The organism is Clostridium pacaense, assembly GCF_020709765.2.
Lineage (GTDB): Bacteria > Bacillota > Clostridia > Lachnospirales > Lachnospiraceae > Enterocloster > Enterocloster hominis.
The window spans coordinates 17551-39139 of sequence record NZ_JAJFEB020000029.1; the positions used below are offsets into that span (position 1 = coordinate 17551).

16 protein-coding genes are annotated in these 21589 nt (G+C 51.9%); 14 read left to right on the top strand and 2 right to left on the bottom strand.

All coding sequences use genetic code 11. The features are described from left to right. Nucleotides 1-212: 212 nt before the first annotated feature. The gene (locus LK536_RS56165) at nucleotides 213-1586 is read right to left on the bottom strand and encodes a bifunctional diguanylate cyclase/phosphodiesterase (RefSeq protein ID WP_130790169.1); all 1374 of its coding nucleotides are present in this window, start codon (nucleotides 1584-1586) and stop codon (nucleotides 213-215) included. Nucleotides 1587-1792: 206 nt separating this feature from the next. On the opposite strand from LK536_RS56165, the gene pyrH reads away from it, so the two are divergent. The 13 genes from pyrH to LK536_RS56230 all read left to right on the top strand — a co-directional run bounded on the left by pyrH (nucleotide 1793) and on the right by LK536_RS56230 (nucleotide 19851). Beyond that, complete coding sequence (gene pyrH, locus LK536_RS56170) at nucleotides 1793-2494, top strand: UMP kinase (protein ID WP_008716242.1); 702 nt, start codon at nucleotides 1793-1795, stop codon at nucleotides 2492-2494. 67 nt (nucleotides 2495-2561) lie between these two features. Next, complete coding sequence (gene frr, locus LK536_RS56175; protein WP_008716239.1) at nucleotides 2562-3113, top strand: ribosome recycling factor; 552 nt, start codon at nucleotides 2562-2564, stop codon at nucleotides 3111-3113. Between the two features lie 249 nt (nucleotides 3114-3362). Then, on the top strand, nucleotides 3363-4082 hold the full coding sequence (gene uppS / locus LK536_RS56180; RefSeq protein ID WP_008716234.1) for an undecaprenyl pyrophosphate synthase: 720 nt from the start codon (nucleotides 3363-3365) through the stop codon (nucleotides 4080-4082). Between the two features lie 92 nt (nucleotides 4083-4174). After that, the gene (locus tag LK536_RS56185; RefSeq protein WP_025487190.1) at nucleotides 4175-4975 is read left to right on the top strand and encodes a phosphatidate cytidylyltransferase; all 801 of its coding nucleotides are present in this window, start codon (nucleotides 4175-4177) and stop codon (nucleotides 4973-4975) included. A gap of 47 nt (nucleotides 4976-5022) precedes the next feature. Then, complete coding sequence (gene dxr, locus LK536_RS56190) at nucleotides 5023-6171, top strand: 1-deoxy-D-xylulose-5-phosphate reductoisomerase (RefSeq protein ID WP_008716229.1); 1149 nt, start codon at nucleotides 5023-5025, stop codon at nucleotides 6169-6171. Nucleotides 6172-6211: 40 nt separating this feature from the next. Continuing rightward, a complete protein-coding gene (rseP, locus tag LK536_RS56195) occupies nucleotides 6212-7261 on the top strand; it encodes an RIP metalloprotease RseP (protein WP_227797159.1) in 1050 nt (349 codons plus the stop codon). Nucleotides 7262-7293: 32 nt separating this feature from the next. Beyond that, nucleotides 7294-8358: a flavodoxin-dependent (E)-4-hydroxy-3-methylbut-2-enyl-diphosphate synthase gene (gene ispG / locus LK536_RS56200; RefSeq protein WP_227797158.1), complete on the top strand. Its 1065-nt coding sequence runs from the start codon at nucleotides 7294-7296 to the stop codon at nucleotides 8356-8358. A gap of 23 nt (nucleotides 8359-8381) precedes the next feature. Then, nucleotides 8382-13046: a PolC-type DNA polymerase III gene (locus LK536_RS56205; protein ID WP_227797157.1), complete on the top strand. Its 4665-nt coding sequence runs from the start codon at nucleotides 8382-8384 to the stop codon at nucleotides 13044-13046. Nucleotides 13047-13197: 151 nt separating this feature from the next. After that, the gene (locus tag LK536_RS56210) at nucleotides 13198-14382 is read left to right on the top strand and encodes a BMP family lipoprotein (protein WP_025487194.1); all 1185 of its coding nucleotides are present in this window, start codon (nucleotides 13198-13200) and stop codon (nucleotides 14380-14382) included. Between the two features lie 133 nt (nucleotides 14383-14515). Beyond that, nucleotides 14516-16252: an ABC transporter ATP-binding protein gene (locus LK536_RS56215; RefSeq protein ID WP_227797156.1), complete on the top strand. Its 1737-nt coding sequence runs from the start codon at nucleotides 14516-14518 to the stop codon at nucleotides 16250-16252. After that, nucleotides 16252-17349 (top strand): ABC transporter permease, encoded by a 1098-nt coding sequence (locus LK536_RS56220; RefSeq protein ID WP_488473318.1) that lies wholly within the window; start codon nucleotides 16252-16254, stop codon nucleotides 17347-17349. Before LK536_RS56215 ends, LK536_RS56220 begins: the two co-directional genes overlap by 1 nt. Continuing rightward, entirely contained in the window at nucleotides 17346-18299 is a 954-nt protein-coding gene (locus LK536_RS56225) for an ABC transporter permease (protein WP_008716215.1), read from the top strand. The genes LK536_RS56220 and LK536_RS56225 overlap by 4 nt, the downstream gene beginning before the upstream one ends. Before the next feature lie 181 nt (nucleotides 18300-18480). After that, entirely contained in the window at nucleotides 18481-19851 is a 1371-nt protein-coding gene (locus LK536_RS56230) for a sodium-dependent transporter (protein ID WP_227797155.1), read from the top strand. Nucleotides 19852-19951: 100 nt separating this feature from the next. Here LK536_RS56230 and LK536_RS56235 read toward each other — a convergent pair whose 3' ends face one another. After that, nucleotides 19952-20884 carry a helix-turn-helix transcriptional regulator gene (locus tag LK536_RS56235; protein ID WP_227797154.1) on the bottom strand — a complete coding sequence of 311 codons (933 nt, stop codon included), beginning with the start codon at nucleotides 20882-20884 and terminating at the stop codon, nucleotides 19952-19954. Nucleotides 20885-20989: 105 nt separating this feature from the next. Here LK536_RS56235 and LK536_RS56240 point away from each other — a divergent pair, with 105 nt between their 5' ends. Beyond that, nucleotides 20990-21496 carry a cysteine hydrolase family protein gene (locus LK536_RS56240; RefSeq protein WP_227797153.1) on the top strand — a complete coding sequence of 169 codons (507 nt, stop codon included), beginning with the start codon at nucleotides 20990-20992 and terminating at the stop codon, nucleotides 21494-21496. Nucleotides 21497-21589: the final 93 nt, after the last annotated feature.

Below are 21589 nucleotides of genomic sequence, written 5' to 3' on the forward strand. Positions count from 1 at the left end.
AGATGCAGGGCCGAAGACATAGATGCAGGGCCGAAGACATAGATGCAGGGCCGAAGACATAGATGCAGGGCCGAAGACACAGATGCAGGGCCGAAGACACAGATCCAGAACTGCAGATTCAGACACAGACACAGGCTGTCCGGTACTCATTTACCGGGCAGCCTGCATTATATAATCATATATTCATTTTACATATCAACCGTCAATCCTGCTTATCTCTTCATCTTCAGCTTTTCTTCCTCAATCGTTACCCGTGACTCATCCAGTGTGGTTCCAAGTACCTTTTTAAGTACATCGAATTCCATGGTAGGAGCGTAGTAGAAGCCCTGCTGGTATTCACATTCGTAGCTGTTGAGCGCATTCAGCTGGTTCTCTGTCTCCACGCCCTCGGCAATGATATGTATGCCCAGCTCCTTTGCAATCTGAATCAAGCCGCCTGCAATGGACGCGGACTTTGGATTGGTTTCCAGCTGCCATACGAACATGCGCTCCAGCTTGACTGTGTTGACCGGAAGGTCCAGGATACTGGTCACAGGTGCGCAGCCTGAACCGAAGTTGTTCATGACCAGTTCCACGCCCATATCGTACAGCTCCTGCATGGTGATGTTCACATTCAGGTATACACTGGACAGGGCGGTGTCATCCACCTCCAGCGCCAGCTTGCCTTCCGGAATCCGGTAGGTCTCGATTACCCGCTTTACCTGGTCTATGAAATCCTCCTGTACCAGAAGGATAGGGGAGACCGGGATGCAGATGGAATCAAATTCACTGCCCGAGGCCAGCAGTTCTGCAATGCTCTTTCCCGCGTGGTCCAGGGCATAGTATCCAATGGCACGGATCTGTCCTGAGTCTTCTGCAATCGGCAGGAATTCAGCAGCGCCCACAAGACCGATTCCCTGGATGAATATCCGCATGTAGGAATCAGCCCTTGTGAACCGGCCTTCCTTCAGACAGTAGGTGGGACGGTAGCGGACTTCCAGTTCGTGCTTCTCCAGTGCGGTCTGCAGATACATGGCAATGGACTGGCGGCGCACAAACTGCGTATGCATGTTGCTGTCATACACGGACATCTGGTTGGGGCCGCATTCGGCGGCAGAAGCAACGGCAAGGTCCAGCCGCTTAAGAAGCTCGTCCACGTTAGCCGCATGGCCCGGATAGGAACAGAGACCTATCTGTGCAGAGCACAGGCAGTCCACGCCGCGTATCTTCCATACATTCTCAAAACGTTCCAGTATCTCATCCGCCAAATCAGAAGCCTGGCCTTCGCTGTATTGTTCCAGGATGATGATGAACTCAACGCCTATGTAGCGGTATATGTTACCCTCGGCCATCTCACCCAGGTATCCCTTTATCTGTGAAAGAAGTTCTTCACAGTAGTCATAACCGAAGGTCTTGTTCAGGCTTTTAAAGTTTTCCAAATAAAGTTTCAGGACAACGCCCTTGGAAGAGGGGGCTCCCAAGACTTCCTCCAGCCTTTGCAGACAGAGGGCCCTTCCTTCCCCAGCTGGCTCCGCAGGAGTGAATGCAGGTGGTGTGGGCGGCAGTTCTGCCGTGGTTTTATCTTTTTTGTGCTGAAACAAACCCATGATTGTTTCCTCCTTTTTAATTCACAGACAGCAGACTGCCTGCAATTGCATTTCCTCCATTATAATATAAAAGCCAGAAAATCTCAATTTTTATTTATGAAATGTGAGACGAAAAGGAAAAAAACAGAAATAATTTCTTTTTCTTTGCAAATTGACCTAACTATGTTATAATAGCGACAGATATTGCAACAAGGAGAAAAGGCTTTATGAAGATGAATCGCGTGTTTTTAAAATTAAGCGGAGAGGCCCTGGCAGGACCTAAAAAAACCGGTTTTGATGAAGAGACGGTTAAGGAAGTGGCCAGGCAGGTAAAGCTCTCTGTAGACGCAGGTATACAGGTAGGTATTGTGATTGGCGGAGGTAATTTCTGGAGGGGACGTACCAGCGAGGCCATTGACCGGACAAAGGCAGATCAGATTGGAATGCTGGCCACGGTAATGAACTGCATCTATGTGTCGGAAATATTCCGGGGCGCAGGGATGATGACACAGATACTGACCCCCTTTGAGTGCGGCTCCATGACTAAACTGTTTTCCAAGGACAGGGCCAATAAGTACTTTGAGAAGGGCATGGTGGTGTTCTTTGCAGGCGGGACAGGCCATCCGTATTTTTCAACGGATACCGGAATTGCCCTGAGGGCCATTGAGATGGACGCGGATTGTATCCTTCTGGCCAAGGCCATTGACGGGGTATATGACAGTGACCCGAAGATTAATCCTCAGGCTAAGAAGTACGATACCATCTCCATACAGGAAGTGATTGACAGGCAGCTGGCCGTGGTGGACCTTACTGCATCCATCATGTGTATGGAGCACAGGATGCCGATGGCGGTATTCAGTCTCAATGAGCAGGATGGAATTGCCAATGCAATGCAGGGGCGTATCAACGGCACCATTGTGACGGCTTAGGGCGTATTTGAAAGTGGGAAGGAACAATATTAAGCAGCAGGCAAGACTGCATTAACAGGAGGAACTTATGGAAGAACTGAAAATTTATGAGGACAAGATGAATAAGACGCTGGATGTGCTGTTATCTGACTTCGGAACCATCCGGGCAGGACGTGCCAATCCCCATGTGTTGGATAAGCTTAAGGTGGACTATTACGGGACGCCGACCCCTCTCCAGCAGGTGGGCAATGTCTCTGTTCCTGAGGCCCGCATGATTGTAATCCAGCCATGGGAGAAGAGCCTCTTAAAACCCATTGAGAAGGCTATCCTGACCTCTGAACTTGGAATCAACCCAACCAATGACGGTAACTGCATCCGACTTGTATTCCCTGAGATGACAGAGGACCGCAGAAAAGAAGTTTCCAAGGACGTAAAGAAAAAGGGTGAGGGCGCCAAGGTAGCGCTGCGCAATATCCGCCGTGATGCCAATGAAGCTTTTAAGAAAGCAGAGAAGGCAGGGGATATGTCGGAGGACGACCTGAAGGAGGCAACTGAGAAGATGCAGAAGCTGACTGATAAGATGGTGGAGAAAGTAGACAAGGCTGTTGAAGAGAAGACAAAGGAAATCATGACAGTTTAATCCATATAAGTGAATACAGGGGGCAGGAGGGACTCCTGCCTCCTGTTCTATGTAATGGGCCGCGGCACAGCTGGTTGGCGGCAGCTTCACATGAATGGCAGGATGTTTCATGAAAATGTGGCAGGACTTGCCGGGAAGTGCGGCAGGAACGGTTGAGGAGTACAGAAGGACCTGTCGGGAAGTATGGCAGGAACGGTTGGGAAGTAGGGAAGGACCTGCCGGGAAAGTACACAGGAAAGGCGGATAAGTATGGCATTAGATGAAAATATGGTGATACCGGGGCATGTGGCCCTCATACTGGACGGCAATGGAAGATGGGCGAAAAGGCGGGGGCTTCCCCGGACCATGGGCCACAAGGAAGGCTGCGTCACGGTGGAGAAGACGGTGGAGATAGCTGCGAGGATGGGAATCCGCTATTTGACCGTATATGGTTTTTCCACAGAGAACTGGAAGCGTTCCGCCGAAGAGGTGGGGGCATTGATGCAGCTTTTCCGGTATTATATGGTGCGTCTTCTGAAGATTGCATCTGCCAATAATGTGCGTGTCAGGATGATTGGCGACAGGAGCAGGTTTGCGGCGGACATCATAGAGGGTATCAACCGTCTGGAAAGCCAGACAAAGGATAATACGGGACTGACCTTTGTGATTGCGGTTAACTACGGCGGGCGCGACGAGATACGCAGGGCGGCGGCCAGGCTGGCAAAGGACTGTGCGGATGGGAAAGTGGATACGGACCAGATTGACGAGTCCCTCTTTTCATCTTATCTGGACACGGCCGGTATGCCGGACCCGGATCTTTTAATCCGGACCAGCGGGGAACTCAGGCTTTCCAATTACCTGCTGTGGCAGCTGGCCTATACGGAGATTGTTGTTACCGACTGCCTGTGGCCTGATTTCAATCAGGAGGAATTAGAAAAAGCCATCGTGCAGTATAATAAAAGAGACCGGCGGTTCGGTACGGTAAAATAACCAGTCCATGTTTGCGCAGGCGCTGATTTTCCGTATGTATTAGCGGAAGGTCCTGAGCAAAGATGTGTTGGGATGTGGGAAAGGAGAGGGCCATGTTTACGACCCGATTGATAAGCGGAATCATACTGGTGCTTCTGTCCGTTGTGGTTGTCGGACAGGGCGGCGCCCTTCTGTTCGGCGTCACAGCATTGATTTCCGCCATAGGCCTGTTTGAACTATACCGGGTGCTTGGCATTGAGCGGAAATCCCTGGCGGCCGTGGGGTACGCCACGGCGTGTTCCTATTACGGGATCCTGTGGTTTGAGGGACAGAAGTACATCACATTAATGATCATTGCATCACTGATGGTGATGATGGCGCTTTACGTGTTTACATTTCCAAAGTATAAGACAGAAGAAGTGACAGCCGCCTTTTTCGGCGTGTGTTATGTGCCTGTGATGCTGTCCTTCCTCTACCAGACAAGGGTCATGAATGACGGGGCCTATCTGGTCTGGCTGATTTTCTTAAGCTCATGGGGATGTGACACATGCGCCTACTGCAGCGGCATGCTGCTGGGCCGCCATAAGCTGGCCCCTGTCCTGAGTCCGAAGAAATCCATTGAGGGGGCCGTGGGGGGAGCAGCGGGCGCCGCGCTTCTTGGGTTCATCTATGCGGCTTTTTTCGGCAGGAACATGTCCGGGGTGGATAACCCCCAGCTTGTCTGTGCCGTTGCATGCGCCATTGCGGCCGTCATATCCCAGATTGGGGACCTGGCTGCGTCCGCCATTAAGAGGAACCATGGAATCAAGGATTATGGACGGCTGATTCCGGGGCACGGAGGTATCCTGGACCGGTTTGACAGCATGATATTCACTGCGCCTGCCATTTATTTTGCCCTTACATTCTTAAAATAAATGAATAAGAAGAGTATTTCTTCAGGATAGGGAGAATATAAGTTATGATGAAGAACATTGCAATCCTGGGTTCCACTGGTTCCATCGGCACCCAGACATTGGATATTGTGAGATACAATCAGGACCTGCGCGTCACAGCCCTGGCAGCGGGCAGTAATGTACGTCTGATGGAACAGCAGATACGGGAGTTCAGGCCAAGGCTGGCCTGTCTGTGGGAAGAGGAAAAGGCATCACTTCTCAGGACCCTGGTGGCGGATCTGGATGTGAAGGTGGTAAGCGGGATGGAAGGCCTGATTGAGGCAGCGGTGGAGGACTCTGCTGAGATGGTGGTCACTGCAGTGGTGGGCATGATTGGCATCCGTCCGACCATCGCGGCCATGGAAGCAGGCAAGGACATTGCCCTGGCCAACAAGGAAACACTGGTGACAGCGGGCCATATCATCATGCCCCTGGCAGAGAAGGCCGGTGTCAGGATACTTCCGGTGGATTCTGAGCATTCCGCCATTTTCCAATGCCTTCAGGGGGCGGCGGGCAATCCTGTCCATAAGATCCTTCTGACTGCTTCCGGCGGCCCGTTCCGGGGATGGACCAGGGAGCAGATGGCTGGAGTTAAGGTGGAGGATGCCTTAAAGCACCCCAACTGGTCCATGGGCCATAAGATTACCATTGATTCCTCAACCATGGTGAATAAGGGGCTGGAGGTCATGGAGGCCCGCTGGCTCTTTGATGTGGACCTTGACCAGGTGCAGGTGGTGGTACAGCCCACCAGCGTCATCCATTCCATGGTGGAGTTTGAGGACGGGGCAGTGATTGCCCAGCTCGGGACCCCGGATATGAAGCTTCCCATCCAGTACGCACTCTATTATCCCCAGCGGCGCCATCTTCCTGGCGGCAGGCTGGATTTTACAAAACTCAGGCAGATTGAATTCTCAGTCCCGGACATGGAGAATTTCCGCGGGCTTAAACTGGCCTATGAGGCCGGACGGAAGGGCGGCTCCATGCCCACGGTATTCAATGCCGCCAATGAGATGGCGGTCTCCCTGTTTTTAGATGGCAGGATTGGTTATCTGGACATCGTGGACATAATCGGGGAAGCCATGGCCGTCCATAAGGTGCAGGCTGATCCGGATGTGGAGGGAATCCTTAAAGCGGAACAGGAGACATATGGGTTTATAAAGGACAGATGGAACGCATAGAATGTAAAAACAGTGATTAAGACAGAAAGGTTATTGCCGGATGAGTCTGATTATAGCGGTGCTGATGCTGGGAATCATTATAATGATTCACGAATTTGGCCATTTTTTATTTGCAAAGCTGAACGGAATTGGTGTGATTGAATTTTCACTGGGGATGGGCCCCAGGATATGGAGCTGTGAAAAAGGCGGCACCAGGTATTCGTTTAAGGCGCTGCCCTTCGGCGGCTCCTGTATGATGCTGGGAGAGGATGAAAATGATTCGGATGAACATGCATTTAACAACAAGTCCGTGTGGGCCAGGATATCCGTGGTGGCAGCAGGGCCTGTTTTTAATTTCATTCTCGCATTTCTCCTGTCCCTGGTCCTGGTAGGCGCGCTGGGTTACAATACCACGAAGCTCCTCAGCGTGACCGAGGGGTATCCGGCCCAGCTGGCGGGACTCCAGGCAGGGGATGTGATAACATCCGTCAATGGCAGGAAGGTCCATTCCTTTGATGAGTTCAAGGCGTATCTGTTTACCCATCCTCAGAAGGACCTTGACCTGACCTGGCACAGGACGGACCCGTCAGGCAAGGAGGAATCCCACAGCGCCAGGGTTACGCCAATCTACGTTAAGGACAGCGGCAGCTACGTCATAGGCGTGGGATTTGATGCAATGCCGAGGGCTGTGCAGAATCCGGGCGAACTGCTGGTACAGGGACTGTATCAGGTGCGGTTCCAGATACAATATGTATTTGACACCCTGTCCATGATGGTCCGGGGCATGGTAAGCCTCAATGATATCAGCGGTCCTGTGGGAATCGTGGTGGAGATTGACAAGACGGTGGATGCGGTGGCGCCTGCAGGTGCCATGGCCATTATCCTCATGGTGGTGCAGCTGACCGTACTGCTCAGCGCCAACCTGGGGGTGATGAACCTTCTACCCATACCTGCGCTGGATGGCGGGCGCCTTGTGTTCCTTATCATAGAAGCCCTGAGAGGTAAACCCATTGACAAGGAAAAGGAAGGCATGGTCCATATGGCCGGAATGATGCTGTTGCTGGCCCTTATGGTGCTTATCCTGTTTAACGATGTGAGGAAGCTGTTCTGACCGGCAGCAAGATGCAAAAGGGAGGGAGAAACATGTACAGGAACCATACAAAGACAATACGGATTGGAAGCCGTGTCATTGGCGGCGGGAATCCCATCCTGATCCAGTCCATGTGCAATACAAAAACAGAAGATGTAAGGGCGACGGTGGAGCAGATCCACCGTCTGGAACAGGCGGGCTGCGACATCATCCGGGTGGCGGTGCCCACCATGGAAGCCGCCATTGCCCTTTCCGGCATAAAAAAGGAGATACACATACCGCTGGTGGCGGATATCCATTTTGATTACCGCCTGGCCATCGGGGCCATGGAGCATGGGGCTGACAAGATCCGCATCAACCCGGGCAATATCGGTGACCATCATAAGGTGAAGGCAGTGGTGGATGCGGCTAAGGCGCGGGATATCCCCATCCGCGTGGGGGTGAACAGCGGTTCACTGGAGAAACCGCTGCTGGAAAAGTACGGAGGCGTGACAGCGGATGGTATTGTGGAAAGCGCCCTTGACAAGGTGAAATTAATAGAGGACATGGGGTATGACAACCTGGTCATCAGCATCAAGTCCTCGGATGTGATGATGTGTGTCAAAGCCCATGAACTGATTGCAGCCAGGACCGGATATCCCCTTCACGTGGGTATCACGGAGGCCGGAACCCTTTATTCGGGCAATATCAAGTCCTCGGTGGGACTGGGAATCATCCTGCACCAGGGCATTGGGGACACCATCAGGGTATCCCTGACCGGCGACCCGGTGGAGGAGGTTAAGACGGTAAAGCTGATTCTGCGTACGCTGGGTCTGAGGAAAGGCGGTATTGAGGTGGTATCCTGTCCGACCTGCGGAAGGACCCGCATTGATTTGATTGGGCTTGCAAACCAGGTGGAAACCATGGTATCGGAGTTTGATGACCTGGATGTGAAGGTGGCTGTCATGGGCTGTGTGGTCAATGGCCCGGGTGAGGCAAAGGAAGCGGATATCGGGATTGCAGGCGGCGTGGGAGAGGGCCTTCTGATAAAAAAAGGCGAAATCATACGCAAGGTGCCGGAGGAACATCTGCTGGCCGTGCTGCGCGCGGAACTGGAAGCTATGCAAAAACAGGTTTAAGTTATAGAAAGAAGCAGGGATATATGGCAAAATGTTTTCTGGAAGTATTTCCAACTTTAAAGATTGCGGAACCCTTAAAAGAGCTTTTAGGTCTGGTGCAGGTGGAAAAGGTGACCACCACCAGGGATAGAAGCTCTATCCGCATTTATCTGAAAAGCCCCAGGCTCATACATAAACAGAATATATATGATTTGGAAAAGGGGATTAAGGACCAGCTGTTCCCGGACAAACAGGTGGCCATCAAGATTCAGGAAAAATACAGGCTGTCCGACCAGTATACCCCTAAAAAGCTGCTGGACATGTATAAGGAGAGCCTGCTGCTGGAACTTAAGAACTACAGCATCATTGAGTACACCATGTTCCGGAAGGCACAGATTAACTTTGACAAGGAAGACCTGATGGTCCTGTCCGTGGAGGACACCATGGTGAACCGGGACAGGACAGGGGAGCTAAAGCGCGTCATCGAGAAGGTGTTTACGGAGCGCTGCGGCCTTCCAGTTGAGGTGGGATTTACCTTTGTGCCGCCCCAGGGCAATGACCGCAGAAGGCAGATTGAACTGAAGATGGAGCGGGAAGCCCAGGCCATCTACTGGCAGAACCACAAGGAGGAACTGGCTGCCATGGGCGGTTCCTTTTCAACGGAAGGCCTGGAGGGGCAGGAGCTGGTCCAGGGAACCGGAGGACAGGGAAATGCAGGCAATGGCTTCATGAATCCAGGCGCAGGTGTGCCTGAAAGCGCGCCCTGGGACATGCTCATGGCCCAGGCCTCGGCAGGCGACGTGGGAAGCGATGGAGATACAGGACAGGGAAATGCAGCAGGCTTTGACGGGACCTCATCAAAGGGCGCTGCCCAGGCGTCCGGCCTGAAACAGGCAGGCGGGCAAAAGGACAAGCCGCAGCTTAACAAGGGCCGGAAGGGCTGGGGCAAGGACAGGGATAATGGGTTTGGCGAGGATAAGAAGTATTCGGTCAAACGTTCCAATAACCCGGATGTGCTCTATGGCCGTGACTTTGAGGACGAACCCATGGAGATTGAGAAGATTGACGGGGAGATTGGGGAGGTTACCTTAAGGGGCAAGGTGCTTACCTGTGAGAACAGGGAGCTGCGCAGCGGCAAGTTCATCCTGACCTTTGATGTCAGCGACTTTACGGATACCATAACCGTGAAGATGTTCATCCGTCCCGAGCTTTTTGACGAGGTCAAGGCGGTTATCAGTCCCGGCATCTTCATCAAGGTCAAGGGGGTGACCACCATTGACAAGTTTGACGGCGAACTGACCCTGGGATCCATTGTGGGAATCAAGAAAACAGATGATTTTACCAGCAAGCGCATGGACAACAGCCTGGATAAGAGGATTGAGCTTCACTGCCATACCAAGATGAGCGATATGGATGGCGTGTCCGAGGTCAAGAGCATCATCAAGAGGGCCAAACAGTGGGGCATGCCGGCCATTGCGGTGACGGACCACGGATGTGTCCAGGCCTTCCCGGATGCCAACCATGCCCTGGATAAGGGGGACACGTTTAAAATCATATACGGGGTGGAAGGCTACCTGGTGGATGATACGAAACAGCTGGTGGAGAATCCGGGGGGACAGGGCTTTGAGGATACCTTTGTGGTGTTTGATATAGAAACCACGGGTTTCAGCCCCAAGAAGAACAGGATTATCGAGATAGGCGCCGTGAAGGTGGTGGACGGAAAGATAACAGACCGTTTTTCCTCCTTCGTCAATCCGGATGTGCCCATCCCCTTTGACATAGAGAAGCTGACGGGCATCAACGATTCCATGGTGCTTCCGTACCCCAAAATCGATGTGATCCTGCCGCAGTTCCTGGACTTTGTGGGGGATGCCGTCCTGGTGGCCCATAACGCCAGCTTTGACGTAGGGTTCATCAGCCATTTTGCGGAGGAACAGGGTCTGCATTTTAATCCTACGGTATTGGATACCGTGACCATTGCAAGGCTGCTCCTTCCCAACCTGAACCGCTTTAAGCTGGATACGGTGGCAAAGGCGCTGAATATCTCCCTGGCCAACCATCACCGGGCGGTGGACGATGCAGGGGCAACGGCTGAGATATTTGCAGCGTTTGTCAGGATGCTCAGGGACCGGGGGGTGACTGATTTGGAAGCCCTCAACGGAATGAGCACCATGGATACGAATACCATCCGCAAGCTGCCTACATACCACGTAATCATCCTTGCCAAGAATGATATCGGCCGTGTCAACCTGTACCGTCTGGTGAGCTGGTCCCACCTGGAGTATTATGCCAGAAGGCCCAGGATACCAAAGAGTATCCTGGATAAGTACCGGGAAGGCCTGATCATCGGTTCTGCCTGCGAGGCCGGGGAACTGTACCAGGCGCTGCTGCGCGGCGCGCCGGACGCGGAGATTGCAAGGCTTGTGAATTTCTACGATTATCTGGAGATACAGCCTCTTGGCAACAACTCCTTCATGCTCCGGGATGAGAAGAGCACGGTGAAATCGGAAGCCGACCTGATTGAAATCAATAAGAAAATCGTGGAACTTGGCATGCAGTTCAATAAGCTGGTATGCGCTACCTGCGACGTGCATTTCCTGGATCCCCAGGACGAGGTGTACCGCAGGATCATCATGGCGGGACAGGGCTTTAAGGATTCCGATGACCAGGCGCCCCTGTATCTGCGGACCACAGAGGAGATGATAAAGGAATTTTCCTATCTGGGACCGGATAAGGCACATGAGGTGGTTGTGACCAATACCAGGAAGGTTGCGGACATGTGTGAGAAAATCGCGCCTGTGCGCCCGGACAAGTGCCCGCCCGTGATTGAGGATTCAGATAAGACCCTGACCAAGATCTGCTATGACAGGGCCCATGAGATGTACGGCGAGAACCTGCCAAAGATTGTTGTGGACCGTCTGGAACGGGAGCTTCACTCCATCATCACCAACGGGTTCGCGGTTATGTACATCATTGCCCAGAAGCTGGTGTGGAAGTCCAATGAGGACGGTTACCTGGTCGGTTCACGAGGTTCGGTCGGTTCCTCCTTCGTGGCGACCATGTCCGGTATCACGGAGGTGAATCCCTTAAGCCCCCATTACCACTGTCCCAACTGCCGTTATTATGATTTTGATTCCGAGGAGGTAAGGAAGTTCTCCGGTATGGCGGGCTGCGATATGCCGGATAAGTCCTGTCCCGTGTGCGGGACCCCTCTTGAGAAGGACGGATTTGACATCCCCTTTGAGACATTCCTTGGGTTTAAGGGGGATAAGGAGCCGGATATCGACCTTAACTTCTCCGGTGAGTACCAGAGTAAGGCCCATGATTACACCGAGGTCATCTTTGGAAAAGGGCAGACCTTCCGCGCTGGCACCATTGGCACCCTGGCGGATAAGACGGCCTTCGGTTACGTGAAGAAGTACTACGAGGAGCGGGGCACACGCAAGCGCAACTGTGAGATTAACCGGATCGTGCAGGGCTGCGTGGGCGTGCGCCGTACCACGGGACAGCACCCCGGGGGCATTATCGTGCTTCCCCTGGGGGAGGAGATTTATTCCTTTACCCCGGTCCAGCACCCGGCCAATGATATGACCACCTCCACGGTGACCACACACTTTGACTATCACTCCATTGACCATAACCTGCTGAAGCTGGATATCCTGGGACACGATGATCCTACCATGATACGTATGCTTCAGGACCTGATCGGCATTGACCCGGTTAAGGATATTCCTTTGGACAGCCGGGAGGTCATGAGCCTGTTCCAGGACACCTCGGCCCTTGGGATACTGCCCGATGACATCGGCGGGTGTCCCCTGGGCGCCCTTGGGGTGCCTGAGTTCGGCACGGATTTTGCCATGCAGATGCTTCTGGACACCAAGCCCAAGTACTTTTCGGACCTGGTGCGTATTGCCGGGCTTGCCCATGGTACGGACGTATGGCTGGGCAATGCCCAGACCCTGATCCAGGAAGGAAAGGCCACCATCCAGACAGCCATCTGTACGCGTGATGACATCATGGTTTACCTGATTGCCCAGGGCCTGGAGGAGGGCCTGTCCTTCACCATCATGGAGAGCGTGCGTAAGGGCAAGGGGCTGAAGCCTGAGTGGGAGGAGGAGATGACGGCCCACGGTGTGCCGGACTGGTATATCTGGTCCTGTAAGAAAATCAAATATATGTTCCCCAAGGCCCATGCGGCTGCCTACGTAATGATGGCGTGGCGTATTGCGTACTGTAAGATATTTTATCCATTGGCCTATTATGCCGCGTTCTTCAGTATCCGCGCCAGCGCATTTTCCTATGAAATCATGTGCCAGGGCAGGGATAAGCTGGAATATTATCTGGCTGACTATAAGAAGCGGGCGGATACCCTTTCTAAAAAGGAGCAGGACACCCTCAGGGACATGCGTATTGTCCAGGAAATGTATGCAAGGGGGTATGACTTCATGCCCCTGGATATCTACAGGGCCAAGGCAAGGCATTTCCAGATCATAGACGGCAAGCTGATGCCTTCCCTCAGCAGTATTGACGGACTGGGCGAGAAAGCTGCGGACGCAGTGGTGGATGCGGTAAAGGACGGCATCTTCCTGTCCATTGAGGATTTCAGCAGCAGGGCCAAGGTAAATGGCACCCTGTGCACCCTGATGGCGGATATGGGGCTGCTGAAGGACCTGCCCCGTTCCAACCAGCTGTCCCTGTTTGATTTGTAATGGACATTGGGATGTGTATGTGCATTTTTCAACATGTTCGGCATAATTTACAAATAATTCCTTAAAATATTGCAATAATTTGTAATTTATGGTAAATTAGAAATGTACTTGGACACTATTCATCTGGAATCGAAGAGGAGGAATCAAGCTTATGAAAAAAAGAATATTGGCAATGGCGCTGGCGGCAGTGATGGCCGGTTCCCTGGCAGCATGCGGCGGTTCACCGAAGACAGAGCCGACACAGGCGCCTGCCGGGACAGAAGCACCGGCTGCTGAGAGCAAGGACGAGGGCAAGACGGAGGGTGAGGCGGCCACGGAGGCAGCTGCATCCCAGTCAGGCGGCTATGAGCTGGCCCTGGTCACCGACCTTGGCACCATTGACGATAAGTCCTTTAACCAGGGTGCCTGGGAAGGCCTTAAGAAGTATGCGGAAGAGAACAGTATCACATATAAGTATTACCAGCCCCAGGAAGGCACCACGGACGCCTACCTGGAAACCATCGGACTGGCCATAGAGGGCGGCGCGAAGCTGGTGGTATGCCCTGGTTTCCTGTTTGAGGAGCCGATTTACATTGCCCAGGATAAGTATCCGGACGTCCACTTCATCCTGCTGGACGGGGAGCCTCATGATGCGGAATATAATTACAAGACAGGCGATAATGTCATGCCCATCCTGTTCCAGGAGGACCAGGCAGGCTTCCTGGCCGGTTATGCAGCTGTGAAGGACGGCTATACAAAGCTGGGCTTCATGGGCGGCATGGCGGTTCCGGCCGTCATCCGTTTCGGCTACGGATTTGTCCAGGGCGCTGAGTTTGCTGCCGAGGAAGACGGCATCACAGGCGTTGAGGTCATGTACAATTATACCGGCGGATTTGCAGCTACCCCGGAGGCTCAGTCCATGGCTGCTTCCTGGTATCAGAACGGCACCGAGGTCATATTCGGCTGCGGAGGCGCCGTGGGTAATTCCGTGATGGCGGCGGCCCAGGAGAAGAATGCCAAAACCATTGGCGTGGACGTTGACCAGAGCAGTGAATCCGACACGGTCATCACCTCTGCCATGAAGCTGCTTTCCAACTCCGTATATGACGGGGTAAAGGATTTCTACGATGGCAGGTTCCCGGGCGGCAAGACCTCCGTGTTCACGGTTGGGAATAACGGCGTCGGACTTCCCATGGAAACCTCCAAGTTTGAGAAGTTCTCACAGGAGCAGTATGATGCCATATATAAGAAGCTGGCTGACGGCGATATAACGCTGGTACAGTTCTCAGAGGACAACAATGACCCGACAAAGGATCTGACGGGATTGACCAACACCAAAGTCACATATGTAGAGTAGGAGAGGCGGCTGAAGCTTCATTGACACACAGGGTGCCGGATAACAACGGCGCCCTGTGGTATTTTCAGGCCTTCATCCCGCCGGGCGGTGAAGGCAAGGCCGCACAGGCTGGTTTGTTGCGAGGGGGAACCGCATGGACGATTATATTATTGAGATGCTGGGCATCACAAAGGAATTTCCCGGTATTATAGCGAATGACAATATCACCCTTCAGCTTAAGAAGGGGGAAATCCACGCCCTGCTGGGTGAGAACGGAGCGGGTAAGTCCACGCTGATGAGCGTGCTGTTCGGGCTTTACCAGCCAGAAAAGGGTGTGATTAAGGTCAGGGGACAGGAAGTGAAAATCAAAGGCCCCCTGGATGCCAATGCCCTGGGCATCGGCATGGTACACCAGCATTTTAAGCTGGTGCATAATTTTACGGTCCTGCAGAATATCGTCCTGGGCATGGAGACGGTCAGGCATGGATTTTTGAAAATGGATGATGCAAGGAAAAAGGTAGTGGGACTCAGTGAGCGGTACGGCCTGTACATTGACCCGGACGCCCTGATCCAGGATATCACGGTGGGGATGCAGCAGAGGGTGGAAATCCTGAAAATGCTTTACCGGGACAATGAAATCATGATTTTTGACGAACCCACTGCCGTTCTTACGCCACAGGAGATTGACGAGCTCATGGAGATTATGCAAAGCTTAGTGGCCGAAGGCAAGTCCATCCTGTTCATCACCCATAAGCTGGATGAAATCAAGGCGGTGGCGGACCGGTGTTCCGTGCTGCGCCGCGGTAAATACATAGGTACCGTTGATGTGGCCTCCATTTCCAAGGAGGAAATGTCGGAGATGATGGTGGGCCGCAAGGTAAGCCTTACGGTTGAGAAGACCCCGGCGTCCCCCGGCAGGACCATACTGGAAGTGGAGCATGTATCGGTGCAGTCCCACATAGAGGGACATACCAAGCTCCTGGTCAACGATGTAAGCTTTGAGGTGCGCAGCGGTGAGATTGTCTGTATTGCGGGAATCGACGGCAATGGGCAGACCGAGCTGGTCCATGCCATCACCGGGCTTGGGGAAGCTGCCCGGGGCCGGATCCTGTTAAACGGCGAGGATGTGACGAAGAAGAGCATACGGCACAGGAACACGTCCGGCCTGAGCCATATCCCTGAGGACAGGCACAAACACGGCCTGGTGCTGGATTATAATCTGGCATATAACCTGGTCCTGCAGCAGTATTTTGAACCGGGATTCCAGAAGGCCGGTTTCCTGCAGGATGATGAGATATACAGATATGCGGACCGGCTGATTGCCGACTTTGATATCCGGAGCGGTGAAGGCGCGGAAACGGTCACGCGGAGCATGTCCGGCGGCAACCAGCAGAAGGCAATCGTGGCAAGGGAGATTTCCAGGGACCACGATATCCTTCTGGCAGTGCAGCCGACCAGGGGCCTGGATGTGGGCGCCATCGAATATATCCACCAGATGCTTGTGAAGCAGCGGGATGAGGGCGCTGCCATCCTTCTCATATCCCTGGAACTGGATGAGGTCATGAACTTAAGCGACCGTATCCTTGTGATGTTTGAAGGCGGGATTGTGGCGGACCTTGACCCGGGCGAGGTCACGGTCCAGGAACTGGGGCTTTACATGGCTGGTTCCAAGCGGCAGGATATGACGGCCGGGCGGGATGAAGAAGGCCAGGATGTACAGGGAAATGGCGCAGAAGGCCGGGATATACAGGGAAATGGCGCAGAAGGCCGGGATATACAGGGAAATGGCGCGGAAGGCCGGGATGTACAGGGAAATGGCGCGGAGAGCCAGGATGTACAGGGAGAAGATGCAGAAGGCAGCGATACTCCAGGAAAGGCAGGTGATGCATGATGAGCAGGCCTAAGACACGGAAAAAGCGCGATTATGTTGGGGTATTATCCTCCGTATTTGCAATCATCATCGGACTGCTGGTGGGATTTGCCATACTGCTTTTCAGTAATCCTTCCCAGGCAGTGCCGGGATTCATTACCATACTTACAGGCGCATTGACCCACGGCTTAAAGGGCGTGGGGCAGGTGTTCTATTATGCAACGCCCATTATCCTTACCGGTCTTTCCGTGGGATTTGCGTTTAAGACAGGGCTGTTCAATATCGGTACGCCGGGGCAGTTCATTGTGGGCGCATTTGCGGCGGTCTATGTGGGCATCATGTGGAAAGGGCTGGGACCTGTCCACTGGGCAGCGGCCCTTCTGGCGGCGGTCCTTGGCGGCGCGCTGTGGGGCATGGTTCCGGGGCTTTTGAAGGCATACTTTAATGTAAATGAGGTAATTGCCTCCATCATGATGAATTACATCGGCATGTATATGGTTAACTGGATTGTGAAGAGCTATAAACCCCTGTTTAATAACTTGAGGAATGAATCCAGGAACGTGGCTTCCACGGCCCAGATTCCCAAGATGGGCATGGACCGCCTGTTCCCGGAATCCAGTGTGAACGGGGGAATCCTGATTGCCATTGCAACCGTGATCCTTATCTGGGTCATCCTGAACAGGACCACCTTCGGATATGAACTGAAGGCGGTTGGTTTTAACCGGGATGCCAGTAAGTATGCGGGCATTAATGAGAAGAAAAGCATCATCATGAGCATGGTGATTGCAGGCGCCATAGCCGGTATGGCGGGCGGGCTTTTGTACCTGGCCGGGACAGGGAAGCACATTGAGATAAAGGATGTGCTGGCGTCCGAAGGCTTTACGGGAATCTCCGTGGCCCTTCTGGGACTGAGCCATCCCATCGGCGTACTGTTCTCGGGTATTTTTATCGCCTACCTGACGGCGGGCGGGTTCTATCTGCAGCTTTTTGAATTTTCCACGGAAATCATTGATATCATCGTTGCAGTCATCATTTATTTCAGCGCATTTGCACTGATTGTGAAGACCATCCTGACCCGTGTCAACAAGAACAGGGAGAAAGGAGGCGGGCAGTCATGAGTGTTGTATACTTTATTTTCCAGCAGACCATGCTGTTTACGATTCCCCTGATGATTGTGGCGCTGGGCGGCATGTTTTCCGAGCGCAGCGGCGTTGTGAACATTGCCCTGGAAGGTATCATGACCATGGGGGCATTTACGGGAATCCTGTTCCTGAACATGACCGGAGGAAAGATGGGCGGGCAGCTCCAGCTGTTCCTGGCCATCCTGATTTCAACGGCCACAGGCGCGGCTTTTGCGTTTTTCCACGCATATGCCTCCATCAATATGAAGGCCAACCAGACCATCAGCGGAACGGCGCTTAACATGTTCGCGCCTGCATTCGCCATCTTTGTGGCAAGGGTCATCCAGGGAGTCCAGCAGATACAGTTCAGTAATACATTCCGTATTGAGTCGGTTCCGGTGCTTGGAAGGATTCCATTCTTAGGACCGCTGCTGTTCCAGAATACGTATATCACTACCTATCTGGGCATCCTGATTCTGATTGTTTCGACCCTTGTGCTGTACCGCACCAGGTTCGGCCTGCGCCTGCGTTCCTGCGGTGAACACCCCCAGGCAGCGGACGCGGCGGGAATCAATGTGTACAGGATGCAGTATGCGGGAGTCCTGATATCCGGTGTGCTGGGCGGCCTGGGCGGCCTGGTGTTCGTGGTTCCGACCTCCACCAACTTTAATGCGGACGTGGCCGGATATGGTTTCCTGGCATTGGCCGTGCTTATATTCGGGCAATGGAAGCCGGTGAGGATCATGTGGGCATCCCTGTTCTTCGGCCTTATGAAGGCGGTGGCGGCGGCTTATTCCGGTATCCCCTTCCTTGCAGCCACAGGGATACCGAGTTATGTGTATAAGATGATTCCCTATCTGGCTACCCTGATCGTACTTGTATTCACCTCCAGGAATTCCCAGGCGCCGCGGGCATCCGGCGTGCCGTATGATAAGGGACAGAGATAGCCGAAGCGGTTTATAGTGCCGGTATATTCCTTTGCAGGGGTATACCGGCACTTTATTGGTGTAAACCGTTGGTATTGCTATTTATGTGATAATATGGTAATATATGAAAGCGCCCTGAGAGCATGTTTAGAAGCTGCTCTGGTAGAAGGCGCTTTTATTACGAGATGGGGGATATATAATCATGGAACGTGAAAAATTTTCGTCCAGGCTTGGCTTCATCCTTATATCCGCAGGATGTGCCATTGGCCTTGGCAATGTATGGCGTTTCCCATATATCGTAGGTGAATACGGAGGCGCGGCATTCGTGCTGGTCTACCTTGCATTCCTTCTGATATTGGGACTGCCGATTGTAGTAATGGAGTTTGCGGTTGGACGGGCCAGCAGGAAAAGCGCGGCCCTGTCCTTTGATGTGCTGGAACCAAAAGGGAGTAAATGGCATCTGACAAAGTATCCTGCCATGGCAGGCAACTATATCCTGATGATGTTTTACACCACGGTTGGCGGTTGGATGGTCCTTTATTTTTTCAAAATGCTCATGGGTGACTTTGCCGGCCTTGAGGCAGAGGCCGTGGCAGGGGAATTTAACACCATGCTGGGAAACCCCGCATTGATGGGAAGCTTTATGGTGGTCGTGGTATTGCTGTGTTTCGGCGTGTGTGCCATGGGCCTTCAGCAGGGGGTGGAGCGCATTACCAAGGTCATGATGGTGTGCCTTTTGGGGCTGATGATCGTGCTGGCTGTCCATTCCATGATTCTCCCGGGCGGAGGTCCGGGGCTGGAGTTTTACCTAAAGCCTGATTTCGGCAAGATGAAGGAAGCCGGAGTGGGGGAAGCCGTGTTCGCTGCCCTGGGACAATCCTTTTTTACGCTGAGTATTGGAATCGGCGCCCTGGCTATCTTTGGAAGCTATATCGGCAAGGAACGGTCCCTGACAGGGGAGGCGGTCAGTGTTGCGCTTTTAGACACCATGGTTGCATTTATGGCGGGACTCATTATCTTCCCTGCCTGCTTTGCCTATAACATTGAGTCCAAATCAGGGCCTGCCTTGATTTTCATCACCCTGCCCAATGTATTCAACCATATGGCAGGCGGGAGGATATGGGGGACCATGTTTTTCCTGTTCATGTCCTTTGCGGCATTTTCAACCATCATCGCGGTGTTCCAGAATATCATATCCTTTGCAACGGACCTGACCGGCTGTTCCATCAAAAAGGCGGTTGTATGGAACATCGTGGTAATCATCATCCTGTCCATCCCGTGTGTGCTGGGATTCAACCTGTGGAGCGGTTTTACTCCGCTGGGCGAAGGAAGCACGGTCCTGGACCTGGAGGATTTCATCCTCAGCAATAACCTGCTTCCCATCGGAAGCATGCTGTATCTTTTATTCTGCACCAGCCGGTATGGTTGGGGATTTAAGAAGTTCATGGCGGAGGCCAATGAAGGGGAAGGAATCCATTTCCCTGCCTGGGCAAGGATTTATGTGAGTTATATCCTGCCTCTGATTGTACTGGGTATCTTCATCCAGGGATATGCTTCCAAATTTATGGGCTAGTATGTGTAAAAAGGCGCCGTCACAAAGGCGGCACTGATAAAACAGCATTGGAATATGTTCGGGAAACGGCGTAGCTTCGGCTATGCCGTTTCTCCGTGTATCAACTTTCATACATGGCAGCTATATCATGGATTCTGCGCTTCATTTCCGTACGGATATGTAACGGTTCCAAACATTCACATTTATTTCCAAAACTTAAAAGGATATCATAGTGGTATCCGTTTTCAATGAAAGGAAAGCTGACAATATAATGCTCATTCCCATCTGGTGAAAAATCATCATAAGTACAGTAGTCGAGCACCCTGTCCATGACAGATTTATGGATACGGATTTTGATTTTTGTCTGCATTGTTTCCCACATTTCCGCAAAGTTTAAAGTTGGTTTTTGATAATCCCGGGGTGTAAAAGTTTCCTCCTGTATTTGCAGGTTTGACATACGGGATAGTCTGAATAAGCGGAAAGCATTCCTTTTATGGCAATATCCTTGCAAATACCAATGACTGCTTTTCAATACAAGCTGATATGGCTCGGCTGTCCGCTCGGTTTTATTCCCATGGTGGGCTATATATTCAAAGGCTAGCAGCCGGCTTTCCTGCAAAGCTGCTTTGATGATTTCCAAATATGGTTGTATGTTTCTGTTGCCTGTCCACGGACTTAAATCTATGCATATCTGATTTACCTTTAGTTCAATGTCTTTTGCCCTGTCGGCGGGGATGAAACTTTTAACTTTGGCAAGAGCGCATACCAGTTCATCGCCCCGTATCATGTTAGAAAGACTGGAAAGACCCATCAAGAGAACGGAAAGGTCGGCAGCCGAAAATACCTTTTTATCAATCTTGTATTCCGGCATGATTTCAAAGCCGCCGCCTGCTCCTGATGCCCCGCGGACAGGAATACCCGCCATGTTGATGGCGTCTATATCGCGGTAAATCGTGCGGGGTGAAACTTCAAACATATCTGCTAACTCCTGTGCGCCGATACGCCTTTTATCAAGGAGTATCATGATAATGCTGACAAGTCTGTCTATTTTCATCTACCCACCGCCGTTTGATTTTTTAATTGTTGCCATACTGTTGTCAACGATTACATTGTATAATAAAAAAGAAAACAAATCAATCTGCCATTAGGAGGAAACAGTATGCAGAAAAAAGCTTTAGTAATAATAGATATTCAAAACGACATAACAAAGAATTACAAAGATGTGATTGGCAATATCAATCAGGCGGTTGATTGGGCGGTCGATAATAAGATTCATGTTATTTATATAAGGCATGAAAACTTATCAGCCGGAACAAGGACTTTTAAGCCCGGCACACCGGGAACTGAATTGGTTTCAGACCTGAAAATAGTGTCAAAAAATGTTTTTACGAAATGCAAAGGGAATGCATTAACCAGTGAAGGATTTGCAGCCTTTATTAGTAAAAATGATATATGTGATTTTTATATAGCGGGAGCAGACGCTGCCGCATGTGTAAAATCAACCTGTTATAACTTATGTAAAGCCAATTATAAGGTTAATGTCTTATCAGATTGCATTACCAGTTATGACAAAAGAAAAATTGACGAAATGCTGCGCTATTATGAAAGTAAGGGCAGTAAAATCATTACTTTAAATGATATTTTAATTCAAGGAGAAAATTATTAGCTCATAAGATATGGAATGGCTCATAAATAAAATCGGATATATTCGGGAACAGGAAAATGAATCGGGTTTGTTTAATATATTGAAAGCAGCGGC